This window comes from Halococcus sp. PRR34 (genome assembly GCF_028617175.1).
Taxonomy (GTDB): Archaea; Halobacteriota; Halobacteria; order Halobacteriales; family Halococcaceae; genus Halococcus; species Halococcus salifodinae.
Genome location: NZ_JAQJDA010000023.1, coordinates 1 through 17,997, shown reverse-complemented (window position 1 = coordinate 17,997; position 17,997 = coordinate 1). Strand labels below are relative to the sequence as shown.

Annotated in this window: 19 protein-coding genes; 8 read left to right on the top strand and 11 right to left on the bottom strand. The window is 63.4% G+C overall.

The annotated features are described in order from the left end of the window. Window positions 1-20: 20 nt before the first annotated feature. Window positions 21-1,265 carry a CDP-glycerol glycerophosphotransferase family protein gene (locus PHA81_RS18020; RefSeq protein WP_005038592.1) on the bottom strand — a complete coding sequence of 415 codons (1,245 nt, stop codon included), beginning with the start codon at window positions 1,263-1,265 and terminating at the stop codon, window positions 21-23. A gap of 167 nt (window positions 1,266-1,432) precedes the next feature. Here PHA81_RS18020 and PHA81_RS18015 point away from each other — a divergent pair, with 167 nt between their 5' ends. Beyond that, the gene (locus tag PHA81_RS18015; RefSeq protein ID WP_005038593.1) at window positions 1,433-2,377 is read left to right on the top strand and encodes a glycosyltransferase family 2 protein; all 945 of its coding nucleotides are present in this window, start codon (window positions 1,433-1,435) and stop codon (window positions 2,375-2,377) included. A gap of 1 nt (window position 2,378) precedes the next feature. On the opposite strand, the gene PHA81_RS18010 is transcribed toward PHA81_RS18015, so the two are convergent. The 3 genes from PHA81_RS18010 to aglG form a co-directional block, all read right to left on the bottom strand. Further along, window positions 2,379-3,338: a hypothetical protein gene (locus PHA81_RS18010; protein ID WP_241430220.1), complete on the bottom strand. Its 960-nt coding sequence runs from the start codon at window positions 3,336-3,338 to the stop codon at window positions 2,379-2,381. A 469-nt stretch (window positions 3,339-3,807) separates the two neighbouring features. Continuing rightward, on the bottom strand, window positions 3,808-4,881 hold the full coding sequence (locus PHA81_RS18005) for a glycosyltransferase (RefSeq protein ID WP_005038595.1): 1,074 nt from the start codon (window positions 4,879-4,881) through the stop codon (window positions 3,808-3,810). Continuing rightward, a complete protein-coding gene (aglG, locus tag PHA81_RS18000) occupies window positions 4,878-5,834 on the bottom strand; it encodes a glucosyl-dolichyl phosphate glucuronosyltransferase (RefSeq protein ID WP_273837972.1) in 957 nt (318 codons plus the stop codon). Before aglG ends, PHA81_RS18005 begins: the two co-directional genes overlap by 4 nt. Window positions 5,835-6,012: 178 nt before the next feature. Here aglG and PHA81_RS17995 point away from each other — a divergent pair, with 178 nt between their 5' ends. Further along, window positions 6,013-6,639 carry a hypothetical protein gene (locus tag PHA81_RS17995; RefSeq protein ID WP_005038597.1) on the top strand — a complete coding sequence of 209 codons (627 nt, stop codon included), beginning with the start codon at window positions 6,013-6,015 and terminating at the stop codon, window positions 6,637-6,639. A 435-nt stretch (window positions 6,640-7,074) separates the two neighbouring features. On the opposite strand, the gene PHA81_RS17990 is transcribed toward PHA81_RS17995, so the two are convergent. Then, a complete protein-coding gene (locus PHA81_RS17990; RefSeq protein ID WP_005038598.1) occupies window positions 7,075-8,058 on the bottom strand; it encodes an FKBP-type peptidyl-prolyl cis-trans isomerase in 984 nt (327 codons plus the stop codon). Between the two features lie 128 nt (window positions 8,059-8,186). Between PHA81_RS17990 and PHA81_RS17985 the strand changes: the two genes are divergently transcribed. The 4 genes from PHA81_RS17985 (at window position 8,187) to msrB (ending at window position 10,859) form a co-directional block, all read left to right on the top strand. Continuing rightward, a complete protein-coding gene (locus PHA81_RS17985; protein ID WP_005038599.1) occupies window positions 8,187-8,432 on the top strand; it encodes an amphi-Trp domain-containing protein in 246 nt (81 codons plus the stop codon). Window positions 8,433-8,486: 54 nt separating this feature from the next. Beyond that, the gene (cyaB, locus tag PHA81_RS17980; RefSeq protein WP_005038601.1) at window positions 8,487-9,113 is read left to right on the top strand and encodes a class IV adenylate cyclase; all 627 of its coding nucleotides are present in this window, start codon (window positions 8,487-8,489) and stop codon (window positions 9,111-9,113) included. A gap of 58 nt (window positions 9,114-9,171) precedes the next feature. Beyond that, a complete protein-coding gene (locus PHA81_RS17975) occupies window positions 9,172-10,371 on the top strand; it encodes a methionine adenosyltransferase (RefSeq protein ID WP_273837963.1) in 1,200 nt (399 codons plus the stop codon). Between the two features lie 68 nt (window positions 10,372-10,439). After that, entirely contained in the window at window positions 10,440-10,859 is a 420-nt protein-coding gene (gene msrB, locus PHA81_RS17970; RefSeq protein WP_005038603.1) for a peptide-methionine (R)-S-oxide reductase MsrB, read from the top strand. 133 nt (window positions 10,860-10,992) lie between these two features. On the opposite strand, the gene PHA81_RS17965 is transcribed toward msrB, so the two are convergent. From PHA81_RS17965 to PHA81_RS17950, 4 genes are read right to left on the bottom strand one after another with little or no spacing between them, the layout of a single operon-like run. Next, window positions 10,993-11,910, bottom strand: coding sequence for an ABC transporter ATP-binding protein (locus PHA81_RS17965; protein ID WP_005038604.1), 918 nt, complete (start codon window positions 11,908-11,910; stop codon window positions 10,993-10,995). After that, window positions 11,907-12,722: a cobalt ECF transporter T component CbiQ gene (gene cbiQ / locus PHA81_RS17960; RefSeq protein WP_005038605.1), complete on the bottom strand. Its 816-nt coding sequence runs from the start codon at window positions 12,720-12,722 to the stop codon at window positions 11,907-11,909. Before cbiQ ends, PHA81_RS17965 begins: the two co-directional genes overlap by 4 nt. Before the next feature lie 4 nt (window positions 12,723-12,726). Further along, window positions 12,727-13,068, bottom strand: coding sequence for a hypothetical protein (locus tag PHA81_RS17955; RefSeq protein WP_005038606.1), 342 nt, complete (start codon window positions 13,066-13,068; stop codon window positions 12,727-12,729). Further along, window positions 13,068-13,748 (bottom strand): energy-coupling factor ABC transporter permease, encoded by a 681-nt coding sequence (locus tag PHA81_RS17950; RefSeq protein WP_005038607.1) that lies wholly within the window; start codon window positions 13,746-13,748, stop codon window positions 13,068-13,070. Before PHA81_RS17950 ends, PHA81_RS17955 begins: the two co-directional genes overlap by 1 nt. A gap of 559 nt (window positions 13,749-14,307) precedes the next feature. Between PHA81_RS17950 and PHA81_RS17945 the strand changes: the two genes are divergently transcribed. Continuing rightward, window positions 14,308-14,727, top strand: a complete 420-nt coding sequence (locus PHA81_RS17945) for an iron-sulfur cluster assembly scaffold protein (RefSeq protein ID WP_206536819.1) — start codon at window positions 14,308-14,310, stop codon at window positions 14,725-14,727. A 135-nt stretch (window positions 14,728-14,862) separates the two neighbouring features. Continuing rightward, window positions 14,863-16,068 (top strand): FAD/NAD(P)-binding protein, encoded by a 1,206-nt coding sequence (locus PHA81_RS17940; protein ID WP_005038609.1) that lies wholly within the window; start codon window positions 14,863-14,865, stop codon window positions 16,066-16,068. Window positions 16,069-16,427: 359 nt separating this feature from the next. Here PHA81_RS17940 and PHA81_RS17935 read toward each other — a convergent pair whose 3' ends face one another. Then, a complete protein-coding gene (locus PHA81_RS17935) occupies window positions 16,428-16,637 on the bottom strand; it encodes a hypothetical protein (protein WP_005038610.1) in 210 nt (69 codons plus the stop codon). 65 nt (window positions 16,638-16,702) lie between these two features. After that, window positions 16,703-17,956 carry a GTP-binding protein gene (locus PHA81_RS17930; protein WP_273837955.1) on the bottom strand — a complete coding sequence of 418 codons (1,254 nt, stop codon included), beginning with the start codon at window positions 17,954-17,956 and terminating at the stop codon, window positions 16,703-16,705. Between the last annotated feature and the right edge of the window lie 41 nt (window positions 17,957-17,997).

Here is a 17,997-nt window from a genome sequence, read left to right as displayed (position 1 = left end):
AGCAATCGTCAGGCGATACGTTACTCTCCGGCCGAACGCACGAACGAGTACACCCGCTCTGCGGCGTTCCCGTCGGGATCGTCGAAGAACCGATCGCGCACCCGTTTCCGCTCGGCAGCGTACGGATCGTCGTCGCCGAGCGCCGTGGTAATCGCCGTGTGGAGCTCAGCGCCGTCGGTCGCCACGGGGCCGGGCGTCACCGTCTCGTACTCGAAGTACAGCTCCCGGTCTCGGGCCACGTACCGTTCGAGATCGTAGGGGAAAAACACCAGCGGGCGATCGAGGAGCAGGAAATCGAAATAGAGCGAGGAGTAATCCGTCAGCAGACAGTCGACGTGCTGGAGCATCGCGTGAACGTCGAGCCCCGCCGGCACCGCAACGATCCGGTCGTACGCGCCGTCGTCGAAGGCGATCTCGGTACTCGGGTGGAACTTGCAGAGTAACACTGCCCCCTCTTCGGCGAGGAACGCATCGAGTGCGGCGAGATCGATGTCGGCGTCCGCGATCGGGTTGCCGCCGGTTTCCCGCCACGTCGGCACGTACGCCACGACGTCGTTGTCGGCCCGTAGCTCCCGTAGCCGCGAGAGCATCGTCGGATCGGAGCCGATGTCCGCCCCGGAGACGGTCCCGAAGAGCGCGTCGTTGCGCGGGTAGCCGAGAGACACGACCGACGCCTCGCTCGTGGCAAACGCCGAGGCGAACTTCGGAACGAGACTCGCAGCGGTGGTCACGACGTCATCGTAGCTTCGATAGAGCAGCCGCGTTTTGAGTCGGTTCGCCCACCCCATCCGCTGGAGATAGTAGCTGTCGTCGAGCGAAACCCGCTTCAAGGGGACGCCGTGCCAGAGGTTGACCGCTCGCGCACCGATCGCACACGACATCACGACGTCGTTGAGCGAGTGGGTGAAGAAGACGGTGCCGGCGCGGAGCGTGACGTACTTCCCGTACAGCGTGTCGGCGTGGTGGGCCTCATAGCCGCGTTCGCGCAGTTCGCCGACGATGTCCCAGCGGCGAGAGAGCCACACCGGACGAACCTCGTCCGCGTGTTCGTTTGCGGCGTGCAAGAAGAGATATTTCGAGTTCTCGGCAAAGCGGGTCCCGCCGTTACAGCCGAACACCCAGAGCCGTTCGTCGCGCGGCGACACCAACCCGAGCGCGTAGAGTAGCCCCTTCAGCAGGCCACCGAAACACGCCGTCACGAGCCGACGAACCCCGGCGAGACGGGCGTCCGATGGCCCGTCGTCGCGCTGGCGTTCGGAGTGCATACCATCGCTTCTCCGCGAGCGGGAATTGGGCGTTTCGCTTCGCTACCGACGAGCAGGGCAGCTCCGACGGCAATCGAACGGCCCCGTTCGGCCGTCGATCCACCCACGAGAGAGCCGTCGGGATCGGAACAGTGTAAACCCCGCCGCCCGGTTGAGTGACGAGAACCGTGACGGACGCCATCTCGCTGCCCGATTCGCTGCGGACCGGCCCCGGGCCGCTGGTGTCGGCCATCGTGCCGACCTACGGCGACGCCGAATACCTTCCGGAGGCTCTCGAAAGCATTGCGGCCCAGACGCACGAAAACATCGAACTCATCGTTGTGGATAGTTCTGGCGTGGCGTGGCTTCGCGATCTCGCCGCCGACACCGTGGGCTTCGAGTACATCCACGAGGAGCCGCGCGGGCTCGCGGCGGCGCGAAACACCGGCCTCGACGCGGCCACGGGCGACGTGATCGCGTTTCTCGACGCCGACGACCGCTGGCGACCGAAAAAAACCGAACGACAGCTCGCGGCGCTCGATGCGGGTGCGGACGTCGTCTACGCCGACGTGTATCTCCGCCAAGCGGGACGCACGCGCTACCTGTCCGCACTCCCCGTCCAAAACCCCGACAGCCATCACATCGACTTTCTCTACGAGGGTGGGGTGCCGATGCCGACGGTCGTGGCCCGCCGGGACTGCTTCGTCGACGAGCGCTTCGACGAGCGCCTGCCGGCGGTCGAGGATCGCCACCTCTGGGCGCGGCTGTTCGCCCGCTACACGCCCGCCCGCGTCGCTGAGCCGCTCGCGTACTACACCCGCCGCGACGACTCGATGAGCTCCGATATCGAAACGATGTACGAGGCGGAGCGTGACGTGATCGCGGACCTCTGTGAGCGGCTGCCATCAGTCACGTCCCACCGGACGGCGCTCGAACGCAAGGCGCGGTACAAACGCGGCAAACGACTGCTCCGCGCCGGCGACGCGACAGCCGCCCGTACGGCGCTTCGAACGGCGTTTGCGGCGGATCGCACCGACCCGCGGACGCTCACGCTGCTGGCTGTCTCGTTGCTTCCTTTCGGGCATCGTCGGCTGCTGGAACTGCTCGAAGCCGTACAGGAACGATTGCGATAGCTCACCGATAGCCGAGGGCACGCAGTCGGTCTTCGACGGCTGCCGTGTCGGCCTCCCGTGGCTCGACCGACGGTTCGTACTCGCCGGTGTCGCGGCCGGTCGTCTCGGCCCACGGGACGAGTCTGACGCTCGGGAGGAGCACGTCGGAATCGTGGCCCCAGAGACCGAACTCGCCGAAAGCGTTGCCGTGGTCGGCGGTGATGGCGACCCGTTCGGCGTCCATGTTCTCCAAGAGAACCTCGATGTCGTCGAGCACGTACCGAAGATTGTCGCGGTAGGCCGCCCAGACCTCCTCGGCGGGGATCGTGTAGCCGGCTTCCGACCACAGGCTACCGAACGATCCCTCGCCGAAGTCGTCGGGCGTGCCGAACGATCCGAGGTTGGGGTCCGGCACGAACGGTGCGTGGGGCTGCATGTAATGGACGACCATCTGCTCAACCCCGTTGTCCTCGCGGCGTCGCCACGTGTCGATTGCGCGATCGGTCAGCGGCCGCGCGGGGATCGTGTGGTACTGTTCGTCCCATGCGTACTCCCACACTTCGTCGAGGAGCGCGAACGAATCATCGTCGAGCGCACGGGCGAACGGGTTCCCGGTGACGTATGCCGTCCGCGCCATCTCGTCGGCGTACTCCGGCGTGAAGTTGCGCGCCAGCCAGTCTTCGGACATGCTCGCCCGTGAGCGGAAGGTGCCGATCTCGCCGAGGAACTCGTACTCGTCGGCGACCTCGTGGAGCAGATCGGTGCGGCAGGCATCGAGCACCAGCAGCACGTCCCAGTCGGGTTCGTAGATCGGCCGGCCGGGGTTGCCGACGGCCTCGACGAGGCGCTGATTCGCGACCACGAACACGTCTCGCCACGCGTCCAACAGCCCCTCACGTGCGCCGTCCAGTCCGTTCCGTCGCGACTCCTCGATGGCGTACCGACCCCACTTTCCGAGCCAGTACGCGGGCGATCGCTCCATTGGGAGGAGGGCACGGCCGACGATCATGAGCGTTACGTTCGCGGTGCCGGCATGCCTGGGACTGGGAGGGATCGTTGTCACTGTTTCCCGGTAGCCGCCGGCCCCGTACCGATGGCGTACCGAAATGACGGACGACAGTCCCTCTCACCATCCGAACAACCGAGTCCTGCATCGGTTCATCGCCCGATGTTCAGTCACGGAAGGACAACGAACCGAACACAATGGTGCATATCGCGGCGAGAGCGCCAAACCGGGGGCCACTTCCGCTACTAGTTGCTGACTGTGATGGCCCCGACGGAGGCAAGACAGCCGACCATCAGGATCACGATAGAATCGTTGACGGCCGGAACAGGACTCCGGCGGAAGCGTTCTCGCTTCTGTCAGACAGGGATAGTCGATTGCACTATCCTGGTACTGAGACTCAGTGTCGTGAGATGATTTTCCCCCTCGCCTCGGCTTCTCTCGTCGGTTATCGGCCCTCTCCTCTCGCCACGCCTTCGAGTACCTTCCCGTACGTCGCCGCCACCCGCTCGTAATCGAACCTGCGAACGAACGTCCGGAACGCCTCGGTGGCTCCCTTCTCGTCGTCGGCTCCGTCCTCGTCGCTGGCTCCACCATCGCCCGCTCGTCGCACGGCCCGGGCGATGGCCGTCGGCGTCGGGTCGCAGAACGTGACGTGCTCGCCGAAGCGCTCCTCGGCGCGGCCGCGAGCCTGCACGACGCCCAGCCCCGCTGCCGCATATTCGAGCACTTTCAGCGTGTGTGGGTCATCAACCAGCGAGATTCCGACGTCCGCGGCGTGGAGATAGCCCGGCACCGCGTCGTGATCGACCGTTCCGAGAAAGACGACGTTCTCGCACTCGCGGGCGGCGCGCTCGACATGCTCCACCAATGATCCCGCACCGAGCACGACGAGCGTCCACCCGTCCAGGCGCTCGATCGCCGCGAGCAGTTCGTCGATGTGGTAGATCGGTTCGAGACCGCCGACGTAGATCGCCACTCGGTCGTCGGCGTCGATCCCCACGGTGGCGAGACGGTCGCGTGCGCGCTCGACGCTTGCCGGGTCGGGATCGGCGAACCGATCGTACGCCACCCCGAGGTCGGTTGCGGTTGCGGCGCGGGCGTACCGCCGGACGCGATCTCGTTCCTCCTCGTAGACGTAGAGAGTGTGATCGGCGAGCGTGAAGGCGACGTTTTCGGCGGCCCGGACCGCGAACGCGAGTTCCGAAGAGTGAGTGTCGGCGAACTGCCGGATGGGATCGATGTGGTCGACCACGAACGGCGTTCCGAGGAGTTTCAGGACGACGCCGGCCATCGCGCCCGAGCGCGTCGTTCCCACGACGACGTCGTAGCTGTCGCGTTCGCGGAGCGAGGCGAGGAGCGTTTGCGGGGTAGTCCCGCGGAGCGTCACGTCGATCCCGTCCTTGCGGAGGTGTTCGGCGATCCGCCGCCGCCCGACGCTGATGTCCGCCGGCTTGTCGGGTGTGAGCCACAGCACTCGCAAGGCCGTACTGCCCTCCCGCTCGCCGTCGGGGTTCGTCATGCCGCCGACCCGAGATCGTTGGGATACTGGGTGAGTCCGTAACAGTAGCCGATCCCCACCAGAGCAGTGAACGCGACCAGCCCGACCAGCCTGGCTGCGTGCTCGCGTGACGGCTCACGGAGGAGGCCCCACAGTCGACCGGGGAAGAACTCGACGAGGAGTCGGCCGAGAAACGCGCTCTCCTCGCCCGTCGAGTCGGCGACGAAGGTCTCCATCGCTCGCTTTGAGTACCCCTGCCAGAACGCGCGGTCGGCGAGCCACCCCGGCCGGGTGCGATACTCGAACACCTTGTGTGCCACTCGTGCGTCGGGGACGTAGTAGACGCCGTGGCCGTACTCGCGTTCGAGGCGGGCGCAGAGCTCGGTTTCGCCACCCTGGAGGTTCGCATCCCCCTTCCGACCGCCGATGGCTGGATCGAACCCGCCGAGGTCGAGGAACGTGTCGCGGTCGAACGAGATGTTCGAACCGAACGTGTTCCGGACTTCGCCCGCCGCGGTCTCGTCACCGTCGGGGCCGAACCCGCGATGGGTGACGCCAACGAGCCAGAAGAACTCCGCAGGGAGGAAGGCCGGTCGGCCAGCGACCCACTCGGGGGTCATCCGTCCGCCGACCGCGGGTGCGCCGGTGCGCTCGTAGGCCCCGACGAGGCGCTCGACCCACTCGGGGTCGGCCCGGACGTCGTCGTCGACGAACGCGACGACCTCACCCGAGGCGAGCTCTGCGCCCGTGTTCCGACTTTCGAGCAGTCCCCGGTTTGCGTCGTTGCAGTGGATCACGACGTCCTCGCGCTCGCCGTACGCTTCCCGCACTCGCTCGGCAAGGTCTGGTCGCCCGTCGACCACGATCACGAGCTCCACGGGTGAATGGGTCTGGTCGAGGACAGTGTCGGCGGCCTCACTGAAGACATCGAACTGCGCCGGATCGTACGTACAGAGGACGACCGAGACCCGCATAGCGCCCTCTCGAACGGGCCAACGGATAGCCGTTTCCGTTTGCGGAACCGCCGCCACCGCGCGCTGTCGGCGGCGTTCGGGATAGTGACCCGCGTTCCGGATGCCGGTCCGCGTGCCGAATCCGACCATGATTCGAGCGTGAGCAAGCTTTATCCAGCGCCGAACTCAGGAGTGAATAATGTCGTCGCGTCTTCCCACCGGGATCGACCTCCTCGACCAGCGCCTCGGCGGCGGCATTCCGCCGGGAAGCATCGTCGCGCTGACCGCGCCGCCAGCGAGCCAGGCCGAACTCCTACTGTATGAGTTCATGGCCCCGCGCGAGACGCTGTATCTCACGCTCGACCGAACGGAACTCGCCGTGGCCGACGCGCTCGGACGGACATCGATCGACACCGGCGATCCGACGATCCAGTCCGTCGCCGCGGACTCGCGGGTCGATCACGCCATCGAGCTGTCCGGGGATCTCCCCGAGCGCTCGACGCTGATCGTCGATCCCCACACCGTGCTCGAACGTGAGGACCGCCCGCGTTTTCGGGAGTTCATGACGCGACTCCGCCGCCACGTCGTCGACACCGAAAGCGTCGCCGTGCTCCACTGTCTCGACGGCCGGAACGTGCCGGCGCTACGCGACACCACCGCCCACATGGCAGACGTGATCCTCCGGCTGACCGCCACCACCGCCGGCACGGCGGTCGAAACCAGACTCGCGGTCCCCAAGTTCCGCGGCGGACGCGCGCTCACCGAGACCCTCAAGCTCCAGCTCACCGATCGCGTCGAGATCGACACCAGCCGCGACATCGCCTGAGATACCGGTTCCATCACCGAACGACCGACTAACGGGGAGAGCGCAGCGCAACTCGGAGTCCCATCGATCGGGTCGTCGATACGTTTCCCAGTCAGTAGCTCGACAGCTGCAACGAACGACGAAGACCGATGACGCGAACGGTTCAGATCGTCGACGACGCTGGAATCCGCGAGCGACTCCGGTTTACGCCCGAGAAACACGATTTCGGGGTCGCGACGAGGTCGATACCATCCTGCCGGTGGTGTTGTTGACGGCGGCAGAATCCCGTGAAGAGATCGATGATGCGGTCGACGTGGCCGATCACGTCGAGAAGCCGTTCCGGGCGAACGAGGTCGTCGACTGCGTGCAGCGCGTGCTGGGAGAGTCGGCGTCGGACTGGGGAAAATCGACGGCTCCGGGGAATACGGTCGTCGAAAGAGTACCGCTGTTGGACGATTACTCGTCGACGTCGCCGAGCTCCTCGGTGATCTCGTCGGCGTCGATGTCGGCGTCTTCGAGCTCTTCTTCGATGGCTTCGAGGTCGGCCTCCTCGCCACCGCCGCCCATACCGCCCATCATGCCACCCATGCCGCCCATCATCCCGCCGGAGCCGTCGATGACCTCCTCGACGATCACGCGGTCGAGATCGAGCCGGTCGATGAGGTCGCCGAGGATCTGCTGTTTGCCCATCATCCACTGCTGGTCGAACTGGAGCTGCTGGGACTGCTCGATGTAGAGCGTCTCCTTCTCGACGGTCTCGGTCTCGAACTCGGGTTCGGCTTCCTCGTCGTCGTCCTCGTCCGCCGCCTCGTCGGGTTCGACCATCCGCTCTTCTTCCACTTCGTCGACCTCGATCCGCATGTCGAGGTCGGCGTCGAAGTACATCCCCAACATTCCCTCGGCGCGCTCGATCCGGTCGTCGACGGTGTCGAGCACTTCGTACTCGTACTCGACGTCCTCGCCCGCGAGGGGGTGATTGAAGTCGACGCGCGCGCGGCCGCCGATGATGGTGTTGACGTGGCCGTGCTCGCCCTCGATGTCGACGTGGCCGCCGGGATACCGGTCGTCCTCGGGGATCTTCTCCGCACTCAGCGTCCGGACCTCTTCCTCGTCGTACTCGCCGAACGCCTCGGCCGCGGGCACGGTCACGGAGCCGGAGTCGCCGGCCTCGCCCCCGATGAAGTCCTCCTCGACGGCGTCGAAGAGATGGCCCGCACCGACCGCGATCACGCGCGGCTCGAAGGTCTGCTGCTGGTCATCGACGCCTTCCTCCTCGGCGACGTCTGGATCGGTAGTGTCGACGAGCTGGTCGTTCTCGACCGAGCGGGCGGTGTACGCGAGACGGACGAAGTCTCCCTCCTGGATGCCGCTCGATTCGGCATCGTCGGCATCGCTGGGCTCGTCGTTCGGTTCGGCGGCCTCGGGCTGATCGTCGGTCATGTGCGCACTCACACCCGTTCGACGTTTAAGAACAACGTTTCGAGTTCGGTAGCTTCGAGCAGACGAATCGAAACGCTCCGACGACGAGCGGCGGAGATCTTATTATATTCAGGCGTGTCTACTATGGTATGGTTGATACTACCACCGCGAGCCAGACAGTCTCACGGGAGGACGTCGCGGGAGAGTTGGAATCGCTCGCGAACGAGCTACGTGACACCGAAAGCGAGATCGATGTCGCCGTCGGCAACAAGTCGGTGACGCTCAGCCCGGACGAAACGGTCGAGTACGACATCGAAGTGAGCGAACGGGAGCCGATGATCGGCGACAAGCGCGAATCGATCAGCATCGAGGTGAGCTGGAAAGCGGACGAGTAGTCCATCGCGGCGCTCATGTAGCGGAGGCGAGTGGCACCCGCCAGAGGCTACCGAATGTACGAAGTCGAACTCAAGGTCCGTGCCGCCCACGAACCGGTCCGGGAAGCGCTCGTGGCCCGCGAGGCCACGTGCCTCGGCACCGTCGAGCAGAACGACACTTACTACCACGCACCACACCGATCGTTCGCCGAAACCGACGAGGCGCTCAGACTCCGCCGCGAGACGCGGGAGGAGAACGTGGAGAACCCAGAGGACGTGGAAGGCACAGAGGAGAGCACGGCCCACCTCACCTACAAGGGGCCGCTCGTCGACACCACGTCGAAGACCCGTGAGGAAGCCGAAACCGTCGTCGACGATCCCGAGGCGGCCGAGACGATCGTCGAAGCCCTCGGCTTCTCGCCCGCCGCCAGCGTGCGAAAACACCGCGAACGGTTCGCTCTCGGGGAGTACACGATCGCGCTCGATAGCGTCACGGACGTGGGACAGTTCGTCGAGATCGAGCGCACCGTCGAGACCGAGGCCGAGATCGATGCCGCTCGCGACGGCGCGCGCGAACGCCTCGCCGACCTCGACCTCGATCCCGACGACCAGCTCCGAACGTCGTATCTCGCCCTCCTGCTCGATGCGCGCGGGACGGCGGACGAGCAGAACGAGCGTGACGGTGGCAATAACCCACGATAATCCTCCTGTGCGCAAAAGTTTCCGTAAGTTATAGACCGGCCGGCCGCGAACCTCGGTCATGACCGAACGGAACATCCGGGTCGAGGCGCTTGACCGGCCCGCAGTCGACGACCAGACCGTGGAGATCGTCGAACGAAAGGGCATTGGCCACCCCGACTCGCTCTGTGATGGGATCGCCGAGAGCGTCTCGCGCGCGCTCGCGGCCGCGTATCTCGATCGGGTGGGGACGATCCTTCACTACAACACCGACGAGACCCAACTGGTGGCGGGCAACGCCGCGCCCGCCTTCGGCGGCGGCGAGATGATCGAGCCGATCTACATCCTGATCGTCGGCCGCGCGACCAGCGAGTACGAGGGCACGAAGATCCCGACCGAGCCGATCGCCCTCCGGGCGGCCCGCCAGTATCTCGACGCCCACGTTCCCCACCTCGACGTCGGCACCGACGTGATCCTCGACGCGAAGCTCGGTGAGGGCAGCGGCGATCTCCAGGACGTGTTCGACGACGGCAGCGTCCCGATGGCGAACGACACCAGCTTCGGGGTGGGCCACGCGCCGCTCTCGGAGACCGAAGAAATCGTGCTCAACACCGAACGCCGTCTCAACGGCGAGTACGCGGCCGACAACCCCGAACTCGGTGCGGACATCAAGGTGATGGGCAAACGCGAGGGCGACCGGATCGACGTCACCGTGGCGGCAGCGATGATCGACGCCCACATCGCAAGTCTCGGCGAGTACACCGACGCGGTCGCGGGCGTGCGCGAGTACGTCACCGACCTCGCCCGCGAGTACACCGACCGTGAGATCGAAGTGCGAGTGAACACGGCCGACGACTACGACGAGGGCTCGATCTACCTCACGACGACCGGGACTTCGGCCGAACAGGGCGACGACGGCTCGGTGGGCCGGGGGAACCGCGCGAACGGTCTCATCACCCCGAACCGCTCGATGTCGATGGAGGCGACCTCGGGGAAGAACCCCGTCAACCACATCGGGAAGCTCTACAACCTGCTCTCGACCGAGATCGCCGAAAGCGTGGTGGACGAGGTCGACGGCATCCGCGACCTCCGGGTACGACTCGTGAGTCGGATCGGCCAGCCGGTCGATCAGCCCCACGTCGCCGACGTTCACGTCAGCACCGAATCCGGCGTCGCGATCGGCGATGTGGAGAGCAAGGTCGGACGGATCGTCGACCGCGAACTCGCCGACCTCACCGACGTGACCCGTCGGGCCGTCGACGGTGAGATCGCGACGTTCTGAGCCGACGGCCGACCGTCATCCCACAGCAGGACGCAATACACAAGAGCGTCGAACCCTTCCTTCGAGGCATGTCGAACGAACCGGCAGCCACGACGGATGATGTCCCCGAAACCGACGAGGAGTGGCGTGAAGTGCTGACCGACGAGGAGTACGAGATCCTGCGCGAGCAGGGCACCGAACCCAAGTTCAGCGGCGACCTCCTCGACCAGAGCGAAGACGGAACCTATCTCTGTGCGGGCTGTGGAACCGAACTGTTCTCTTCGGACACCAAGTTCGACTCCGAGACCGGCTGGCCGAGTTTCTCCGAGGCGATCGACGAGCACATCGAACTCCGCCGGGATACCAGTCACGGAATGGACCGGACGGAAGTTGTGTGTGTCGAGTGTGGCGGCCACCTCGGCCACGTCTTCGACGACGGTCCGGAACCGACCGGCAAGCGCTACTGCATCAACTCCGCGGCGCTCGGCTTCGACGAGAACGAAGCGTAACCGACTCGTGGCCATCCGCCGACACCACGTCTCGTTTCGGTCTCGGTGAAGAAAATCGATCGTGGCGATGACTCACGTGTATCCGAGTGCCAGCGTTTCGATCCCTCGGGTCGGGTTGAGATACCACGGGGAGTCAGTCGCTCGTGTCGCCATCGGGGTGAGCAAGCCCACTGCCGTCTGTCGTCGCCGATTGCTGGTCGAGGAACGTCACGAGTTCGGCCTCGGTGACTGGCTGTGACCCGATGTCCAACCCAGCATCGCGGGTGATCCGAACCGTACTCGGTGGGTGGAGGTTCGCCTCGGTCAGTAAATCCTCGTCGTAGAACACCTCGCGGGGGCTCCTGTTGTCGATGACGTTTCCTTCAGACATCACACAGATACGATCGGCGATCTCGGCCGCGATATCGAGGTCGTGTGTCGAGAGGACGACGCTGATACCTTCCGCGTGGATCCGACGGATGCGCTCGACAACCAAGCGCGACCGCTCGGGGTCGAGACCGGCGAACGGCTCGTCGAGAACGACGACGCTCGGTTCGAGGACCAGCACCCCAGCGAGTCCAACAAGCCGTTTCTCGCCCCCGCTCAGGTAGTGCGGGATACGCCCTTCGAGGTGGCCCGCGTCGACGGTCGCGAGCGCCTCACGGGCTCGTTTTTTCGCGTCGTCGGCTGGGAGACCGTTGTTTTGCAGTCCAAACATCACGTCGTCGAGGACCGTTGGAGCCACGAGCTGCGAATCGGCATCCTGGAAGACGAAACCGACCTCCCGGCGGGCGTGAGCCGTGTCGTTTCCGGTGATTCGCCGACCGGTCACACGGAGTTCACCCTCGTCAGGTGTGAGCGTCGCGTTCAAGTGTTCGAGTAGCGTCGATTTCCCCGAGCCGTTGGCACCCACCAGTGCGACGACTTCGTCGGCGTGGACGGCGAATTCGACGTCGTGCATTCCGATAGTGCCGTCGGGATAGGTGTGGGATTCACACCACAGCGAGACGAGCGGTTCGTCGTCCGTCCCCGTGCTCCGTTCGAGGGGCTCGCTGTCGATGGTCTCAGTCATATCGCCACCACCCCGTAGGCGATGACGAGCGCGTACACGACGACGACGGTGAACATGACGACGACTGCCGCTGCTTCAAGCACTGGTGGTCGACGCACGTCACCGTAGAGGGTGATGTCGCCGTCGTAGCCACGAGCTTCCATCGACGTGACGAGGCGTTCGGATCGCTCGATGGCGGTCAGCATCGTCATGCCGAGGATTCGGGCGTAGAGTCGCCTGTTGGCCCAGAAATCGCTCAGGTTCGCGCCACGAGAGAGCGCGGCTTTCACGAGATCTTCGAGCGTTTCGAGCATGACGAACGTGAAGCGGTACGTTAACAGCGTCACCTGATCGATCGGAGTGGGAAAGATCTTCCCGAGCAGGTAGGCGATATCGTTGTATTTCGTTGTCATCGATGCCGTGAGCGTGAACGTAACCACCGTGAGCGACCGGCAGGTCAGCTCGGCGAACAACGCCGCGCCCTGCCAGGTGACGGACAACTCCCCCAGTGGTGTGGCGAGCGCGCCGAGAATCGGACGGCCAGGTTCGAGGAAGGCGAGTGGCCCAGCGACCGAGACGATAAACAGCATCGGCAACGTGTACCAGAGGACGAGTCGGCGGTAGGGAAGCCCGGCGAGTCCATAGATCACGAGGGTGGCGGCATACAGCCCCGCGAGAACGGCGAGCGCGTCGACGACCGTGACCGCGAGGACGAGGACGGCAACGACGCCGAGTTTGGTCCACGGGTTCACGCGGTGAAGCGGTCCGTCGCGACGTTCGGCGTAGGCAGTGATGAGCCGCGGGTCGGGGACGTGATTCGAGAGGGTCGTCATCCACTCAGACCGTATCTCGTCCGCTATCGGTGTCGCGGTCGCCGTCGCTCTCGCTTCGGTAGCGAGTGGCGTAGACGTACAGCCCGATGCCGACACCAGCGAACAGGACCACGAGTGCGGCGTACTCCAGAACGAGCCCGCCCTTCCGAATGGGGCCGGCGATGACGATGCCTCGACCGAGATCGACGAGTGGTCCACTGCCCTCACGTGCGCCCTGCTGGAGCGTACTTGCGAACCGCTTGGCGTAGGGGAGCGCGCCACCAGTAGAGGTGAAGCCGTAGAGGCCAGCGGCCAGACAGACCACGAGCAATCCCGCGAGACCGCCGTACTGTTTCCAGCGCTGCATCAGGCACCGACCCCTGTGGAAGTTTCGCGCTTCTCGCGACTCGCACCGGGAACGAGGTCAGGTCGAACCGACGCAAGGAACTGGACGATGAATCCAGTGAGAACCCCCTCGATGATGGCGACGCCGAGGTTGATCCCGACCATCCCAGCGACGGCGATGGTGAGATCCGAACGAGGGAGTGCGCTGCCGTTGACGCCACTGATGACGATGATCGCGCCCATGAGGATCGCACCCACCGAGAGTCCGATGGTGGCCGCGCTCGCGCTTGCAGGGAAGACATCCCAGTCCATGCGCAGCAGGGTTCGGAAGGCGTAGTAGGCGACGATCGCCTCGCTGGCGTTGACGATGACGTTCGCGCCGAGTAGGCCGACCGCACCGTGACCGAGCGCTGCGGAGAAGACGTTGACCACGAGCGCGATGAGCGCTCCCAGCAGCGGCCCGGCAAGAATGCCGACGAGGCCGGTCAGATTCATGTGAATCCCACCCCAGATAGGGAGATTGAGCTGGAAGACCGCAAAGCTCGCCGCTGCACCGATGCCAGCAAGCGCGATCTGGTTGGTCTTGATACCACCCTTACGGATGCGATACGTGACGACCGCGAGTAACCCGGCGCCGAGGACGGTCCAAAGGGCGAGTGCCCACAGAGGGAATGACCCTTCCCCGAGGTGGATGTGTGCCATATCGACTGCTAATCTGACCCATCAATATAATAATCTTGCGTACTGAATGGGGCTCGGTTAGCAAAAACTGCAAATGATACTGATTGGATTAGCATTTGCTGCATGACACACCCGTTCGCGGTGAAGCGCGGAGCTCCAGACCGCAGCGGCAATCGACCAGCACGTCGTCTTTCACCACAACGTCTGTCGGTTGTGTGATGACGAATTCGACGGCGCTGCCGAACCTCGCGACCACACCGTACTCGACCACTAACGAGGAGCGCCGTCCCGATCGAACTGATCGCTACCGACCGACGTTTTTGCAGTGCTAGGGGTTCCGCTCCCGCGAGTTACTGATGCAATCAATCAGGCAAGCGTTTCGGCGAAGTCTTCGACAGGGTTGACCGAGTAATCGACCGAAACGGTGTCCTGTGTTGTCCGGATCTTGCCGCCGAAGTCAGCTTCTCCACCTCAACCAGACCGCGCCTGTGCTAGGGTTTGGTTGAACTGTCATACATCCCCTCGAACGTATGCTCGCCACTGGGAACAGCAGTATTTATTAACTTCTAAATATTGGTTAATAGCAGCCATGGGTTCGGACATGTATCGACAGCAGATCCTCGACCACTATCGCAACCCACGAAATTACGGAGAGCTCGACGACGCCACGTTCTCACACGTCGGCGAGAACCCCCTGTGTGGGGATACGATCCGTATGGACGTCAAACTCGACGAGACTGAAGAGATCATCCACGCGGTCCGATTCGGCGGCGAGGGCTGTGCGATCAGTCAGGCGAGCGCGAGCATGCTCTCTGAGGAGTTAGTCGGCATGACCCTCGACGAACTCGGTGCGATGGACCGGGACGATATTACCGAAATGCTCGGTGTAGAGGTCACTCCGATGCGCCTCAAATGCGCCGTCCTCGCCGAAAAAGTCGCCCAGGATGGAGCCGAGATTTATCGTGGCGAGAAAACCCAAGCGAAGACCACCACGGAGTAATCGCCCTCACAATGCAAACGCCTGTGAGCTTCGGTGCTGACAAATCGGGAGAAACCCATCGGAGATCGTCGCCAGTACTGATGACTGGATTCCTCCTCTGGAGGCGTCCACACTACTGATACTCTCTTCGACACCATGCAGGAGTATCTCATCGTTGGTGGTGGCATCTACGGAACGTGCATCGCACGCTGGCTCCTCGAAACGGAAGGACTGACTCACGACGACATCACCATCATCGATCCTCACGACGAACTGCTCGCTTCCTTCGAGGGAAAGGCCGCCGCCTGTGGGATGGAGTATCTCCGGTCACCATACGTCCAGCATATCGGTACGAAATCGTTCGGGATGAGAAAATATGCGGAAGAACACGGCCGAATCGACGAGCTCGTCTCGACACACGGCAACCCGCGTCGGCCTTCAGTCGGGCTGTTCTTCGACTACGCGCGTCGTGTCATCGAGGAGAACGGGTTGGAAGCGATGCATCATCAAGCCAGAGCGACAGATATCTGCCGCGATAGTGGCCACCTCGTCGTTGAAACGGATGCGGGGAACCACCATGGCGAACGGGTCGTCCTCGCTATTGGCCACGGCGGAGCGTACGACGTGCCCGAGTGGGCTGCGGACCTGCCGGACGAGGCTCCTGTGCATCACGTTTGGGAGGAGGGGTATGACGAGTCACGCGTCAAATCCTACGACGGCGAGACCTACGTCATCGGGGGCGGAATTACCGCTGGACAGGTCGCGCTCGATCTTGGAGATGCCGGCGTTGAAGTGACGCTGCTCTCGCGGAGCAGTCTGCAAGTCGAGGCGATAGAGTGCGATCCCCAGTGGATCGGGTGGTCGTACATTCAAGATCACCTCCACCGGCTCCCGTCCGGATCGGCGGCGCGGCAGCGGCTCGTGAACGACGAGCGGTTCGACGGAACCGTGCCACCATACCTGATGGACGATCTCAGGGAGGCGGAGGAGGAGGGCTTGCTGACACGGGAAATCGGGGAAGTCAGAACCGCCAGAGACACTGAGGGTCGTATCGTGCTGTCACTCGAGAATGGATCGGTCAGAACCAACGTTCAGGTCGTTCTTGCGACTGGGTTCGCGGATATACGCACCCACCCTCTCGTCGAACGAATCACAGCGATCCCCTGTTTGACGATCGGAGACGAGGGAATGCCTGTTCTCGATGACGAGACACTCGAATGGATCCCTGCCGACGGCTACTCCGGCTCGAACGTCTACGTCGTCGGTGCACTCGCGACCTCCGTTATTGGTCCGTTCGCCTACAACATCGCCGGGGCGAAACGAGCAGCCGAACGGCTCGTAGATGATGACAATGGGCAGTGATTCCGGGAATCCGCTGCTATCGAAATCAGACGTTCGAACCGCGATTTTTCATATTTGTGACTGTTGTTCGAAACTGATTACGGTGGAAGACTACACATGGCGGAGAGTCTTGATCGGCGTTGGAGCGGCGGGTAGCACTACCATCGCCGGATGTTTCGACGGCAGCGGAGCCGGGGAGGGCAACGAGACTGGCAACAACGGAACTGATAGTACCAACAACGGAACCAGCAGTGGGCCGACAAAGGCTGGAGTTCCGTCGAGGCCATGAAGAGTATCGACCTCCCGACGAAGGCGCTCGACGCGCACTAACGAAGATGACCGAGACAACACTCGGAGACGACCGAAATGAACCGTATCGCTCAGAGATGTGTCAACTCTTCAGCCTGCATCTGGATGGAAGGGTGAACGCTCGTATCCTCGGCTACTCTCTCCAGGTCTGTGATGGCTCCGCATTGACCAAGTGTATTCACTGCTCTGCGCCGATACGACCCGTTGAGACCACCTGTTACCGCGATGATGCGGAGCTGGGTGGCCGCACCTTCCTCGCCGAGTTCGTCAATCGCGTCCATGCGAGCTTCGTGTGATACGTTCTTACTGAGTACCCTTCGGAAGAGCGAGCGTGGAGACGACATGATCAATCTGCGAGACCCACCTCCTCAGCGTTCTCGTCAGCAGGTTCGGCGTCCTGCTGCGTCGATTCCACATCGTCTCCGTCGAACTCGAACACCGGAAAGCGATCTTCGAAGAGACTCCAGTCAGCAGTCATCTCGTCGTCGGTCAGCGTGGCCGCCTCGAGATCTTCGGTGAATGCCTCGTGGTCCATCTCGCTACCGATGAGCACGAGCTGACTCCCTCTGTCGCCCCACTGGTCGTCCCAGATCGCCTCGATTTCAGGATGAGCTTCAAGATGAGTTTCGCGCTCCTCTTCAGGGAGTGACGCGACCCACGTACCGGCTGGTGTGATCCGGATGGACTGTCCAGCGATGTCCAACCCGAGAGCCATGTCCTCGCGGCCCGCGAGCCAGAAGTGTCCCTTCGATCGAACGACGTTCTCGGGGAACGAATCGAGCAAGTCGGCGAACCGTTCGGGATGGAAGGGGCGCCGGGACGAATGGACAAACGACGTAACTCCATGTTCTTCCTCCGCAGATTCGTGGGGTTCGTGGAGCTCCCGTATCCACCCGGCCGACTGACGGGCTTCCTCGAAATCGAACATGCCCGTTCCGAGAACCTCGTTGGGGTCGACCCGTCCGTGTTCGGTGTGAACGATTTCTGCCCGCGGTTGGAGGATTTCGACCATCTCTTCGATCTCGGCAAGCGTGTCAGCGTCGACCAAGTCGCACTTGTTGAGCAAGAGTACGTCACAGAATTCGATCTGATCGACGAGGAGATTGCCGAGGTCTTTCTCGGTATCGCCGTCCATGAGCGATTCCTTCGAATCGAACGTTGCCCAAAACTGGTGAGCGTCGACCACAGTTACTGTCGTGTCGAGTTCATAGTGGTCCATCACCTCGATACCCGTTTCTTCGTAGAACTTCGTCGGGTCGAGATCGGACTGATCGAACCCCATCGTGAGTGTTTGAGCAACGGGCAACGGCTCGGCTACTCCAGTCGATTCGATGACGAGGTGATCAAACTCACAAGTCTGTGCGAGCCTCGCGAGCGTGTCGAGCAGATCTCCGCGAAGCTCACAGCAGATACAACCATCCGATAGTTCGACCAGCTCCTCGTCGTCTTCGGAAATATCGGAGTGTTCGGCGACGCGATCGGCGTCGACGTTCACTTCGCCCATATCGTTGACGAGGACAGCGATATCGAGGTCCGCTCGCGTATTCAGCAGGTTGTTCAACACGGCTCTATTGAATCCGCAGAGGGCAGCGGGATTCACGGTTTGAGGGCCAGTTCGAGGTTGTAGACCGCAGCGGTGAG

Bases quoted from the DNA above. Each gene is read 5' to 3' on its own strand.
- PHA81_RS18020 (WP_005038592.1), bottom strand. From the start codon at position 1,265: ATGCACTCCGAACGCCAGCGCGACGACGGGCCATCGGACGCCCGTCTC.
- PHA81_RS18010 (WP_241430220.1), bottom strand. From the start codon at position 3,338: ATGGAGCGATCGCCCGCGTACTGGCTCGGAAAGTGGGGTCGGTACGCC.
- PHA81_RS18005 (WP_005038595.1), bottom strand. From the start codon at position 4,881: ATGACGAACCCCGACGGCGAGCGGGAGGGCAGTACGGCCTTGCGAGTG.
- aglG (WP_273837972.1), bottom strand. From the start codon at position 5,834: ATGCGGGTCTCGGTCGTCCTCTGTACGTACGATCCGGCGCAGTTCGAT.
- PHA81_RS17995 (WP_005038597.1), top strand. From the start codon at position 6,013: ATGTCGTCGCGTCTTCCCACCGGGATCGACCTCCTCGACCAGCGCCTC.
- PHA81_RS17990 (WP_005038598.1), bottom strand. From the start codon at position 8,058: ATGACCGACGATCAGCCCGAGGCCGCCGAACCGAACGACGAGCCCAGC.
- PHA81_RS17985 (WP_005038599.1), top strand. From the start codon at position 8,187: ATGGTTGATACTACCACCGCGAGCCAGACAGTCTCACGGGAGGACGTC.
- cyaB (WP_005038601.1), top strand. From the start codon at position 8,487: ATGTACGAAGTCGAACTCAAGGTCCGTGCCGCCCACGAACCGGTCCGG.
- PHA81_RS17975 (WP_273837963.1), top strand. From the start codon at position 9,172: ATGACCGAACGGAACATCCGGGTCGAGGCGCTTGACCGGCCCGCAGTC.
- msrB (WP_005038603.1), top strand. From the start codon at position 10,440: ATGTCGAACGAACCGGCAGCCACGACGGATGATGTCCCCGAAACCGAC.
- PHA81_RS17965 (WP_005038604.1), bottom strand. From the start codon at position 11,910: ATGACTGAGACCATCGACAGCGAGCCCCTCGAACGGAGCACGGGGACG.
- cbiQ (WP_005038605.1), bottom strand. From the start codon at position 12,722: ATGACGACCCTCTCGAATCACGTCCCCGACCCGCGGCTCATCACTGCC.
- PHA81_RS17955 (WP_005038606.1), bottom strand. From the start codon at position 13,068: ATGCAGCGCTGGAAACAGTACGGCGGTCTCGCGGGATTGCTCGTGGTC.
- PHA81_RS17950 (WP_005038607.1), bottom strand. From the start codon at position 13,748: ATGGCACACATCCACCTCGGGGAAGGGTCATTCCCTCTGTGGGCACTC.
- PHA81_RS17940 (WP_005038609.1), top strand. From the start codon at position 14,863: ATGCAGGAGTATCTCATCGTTGGTGGTGGCATCTACGGAACGTGCATC.
- PHA81_RS17935 (WP_005038610.1), bottom strand. From the start codon at position 16,637: ATGGACGCGATTGACGAACTCGGCGAGGAAGGTGCGGCCACCCAGCTC.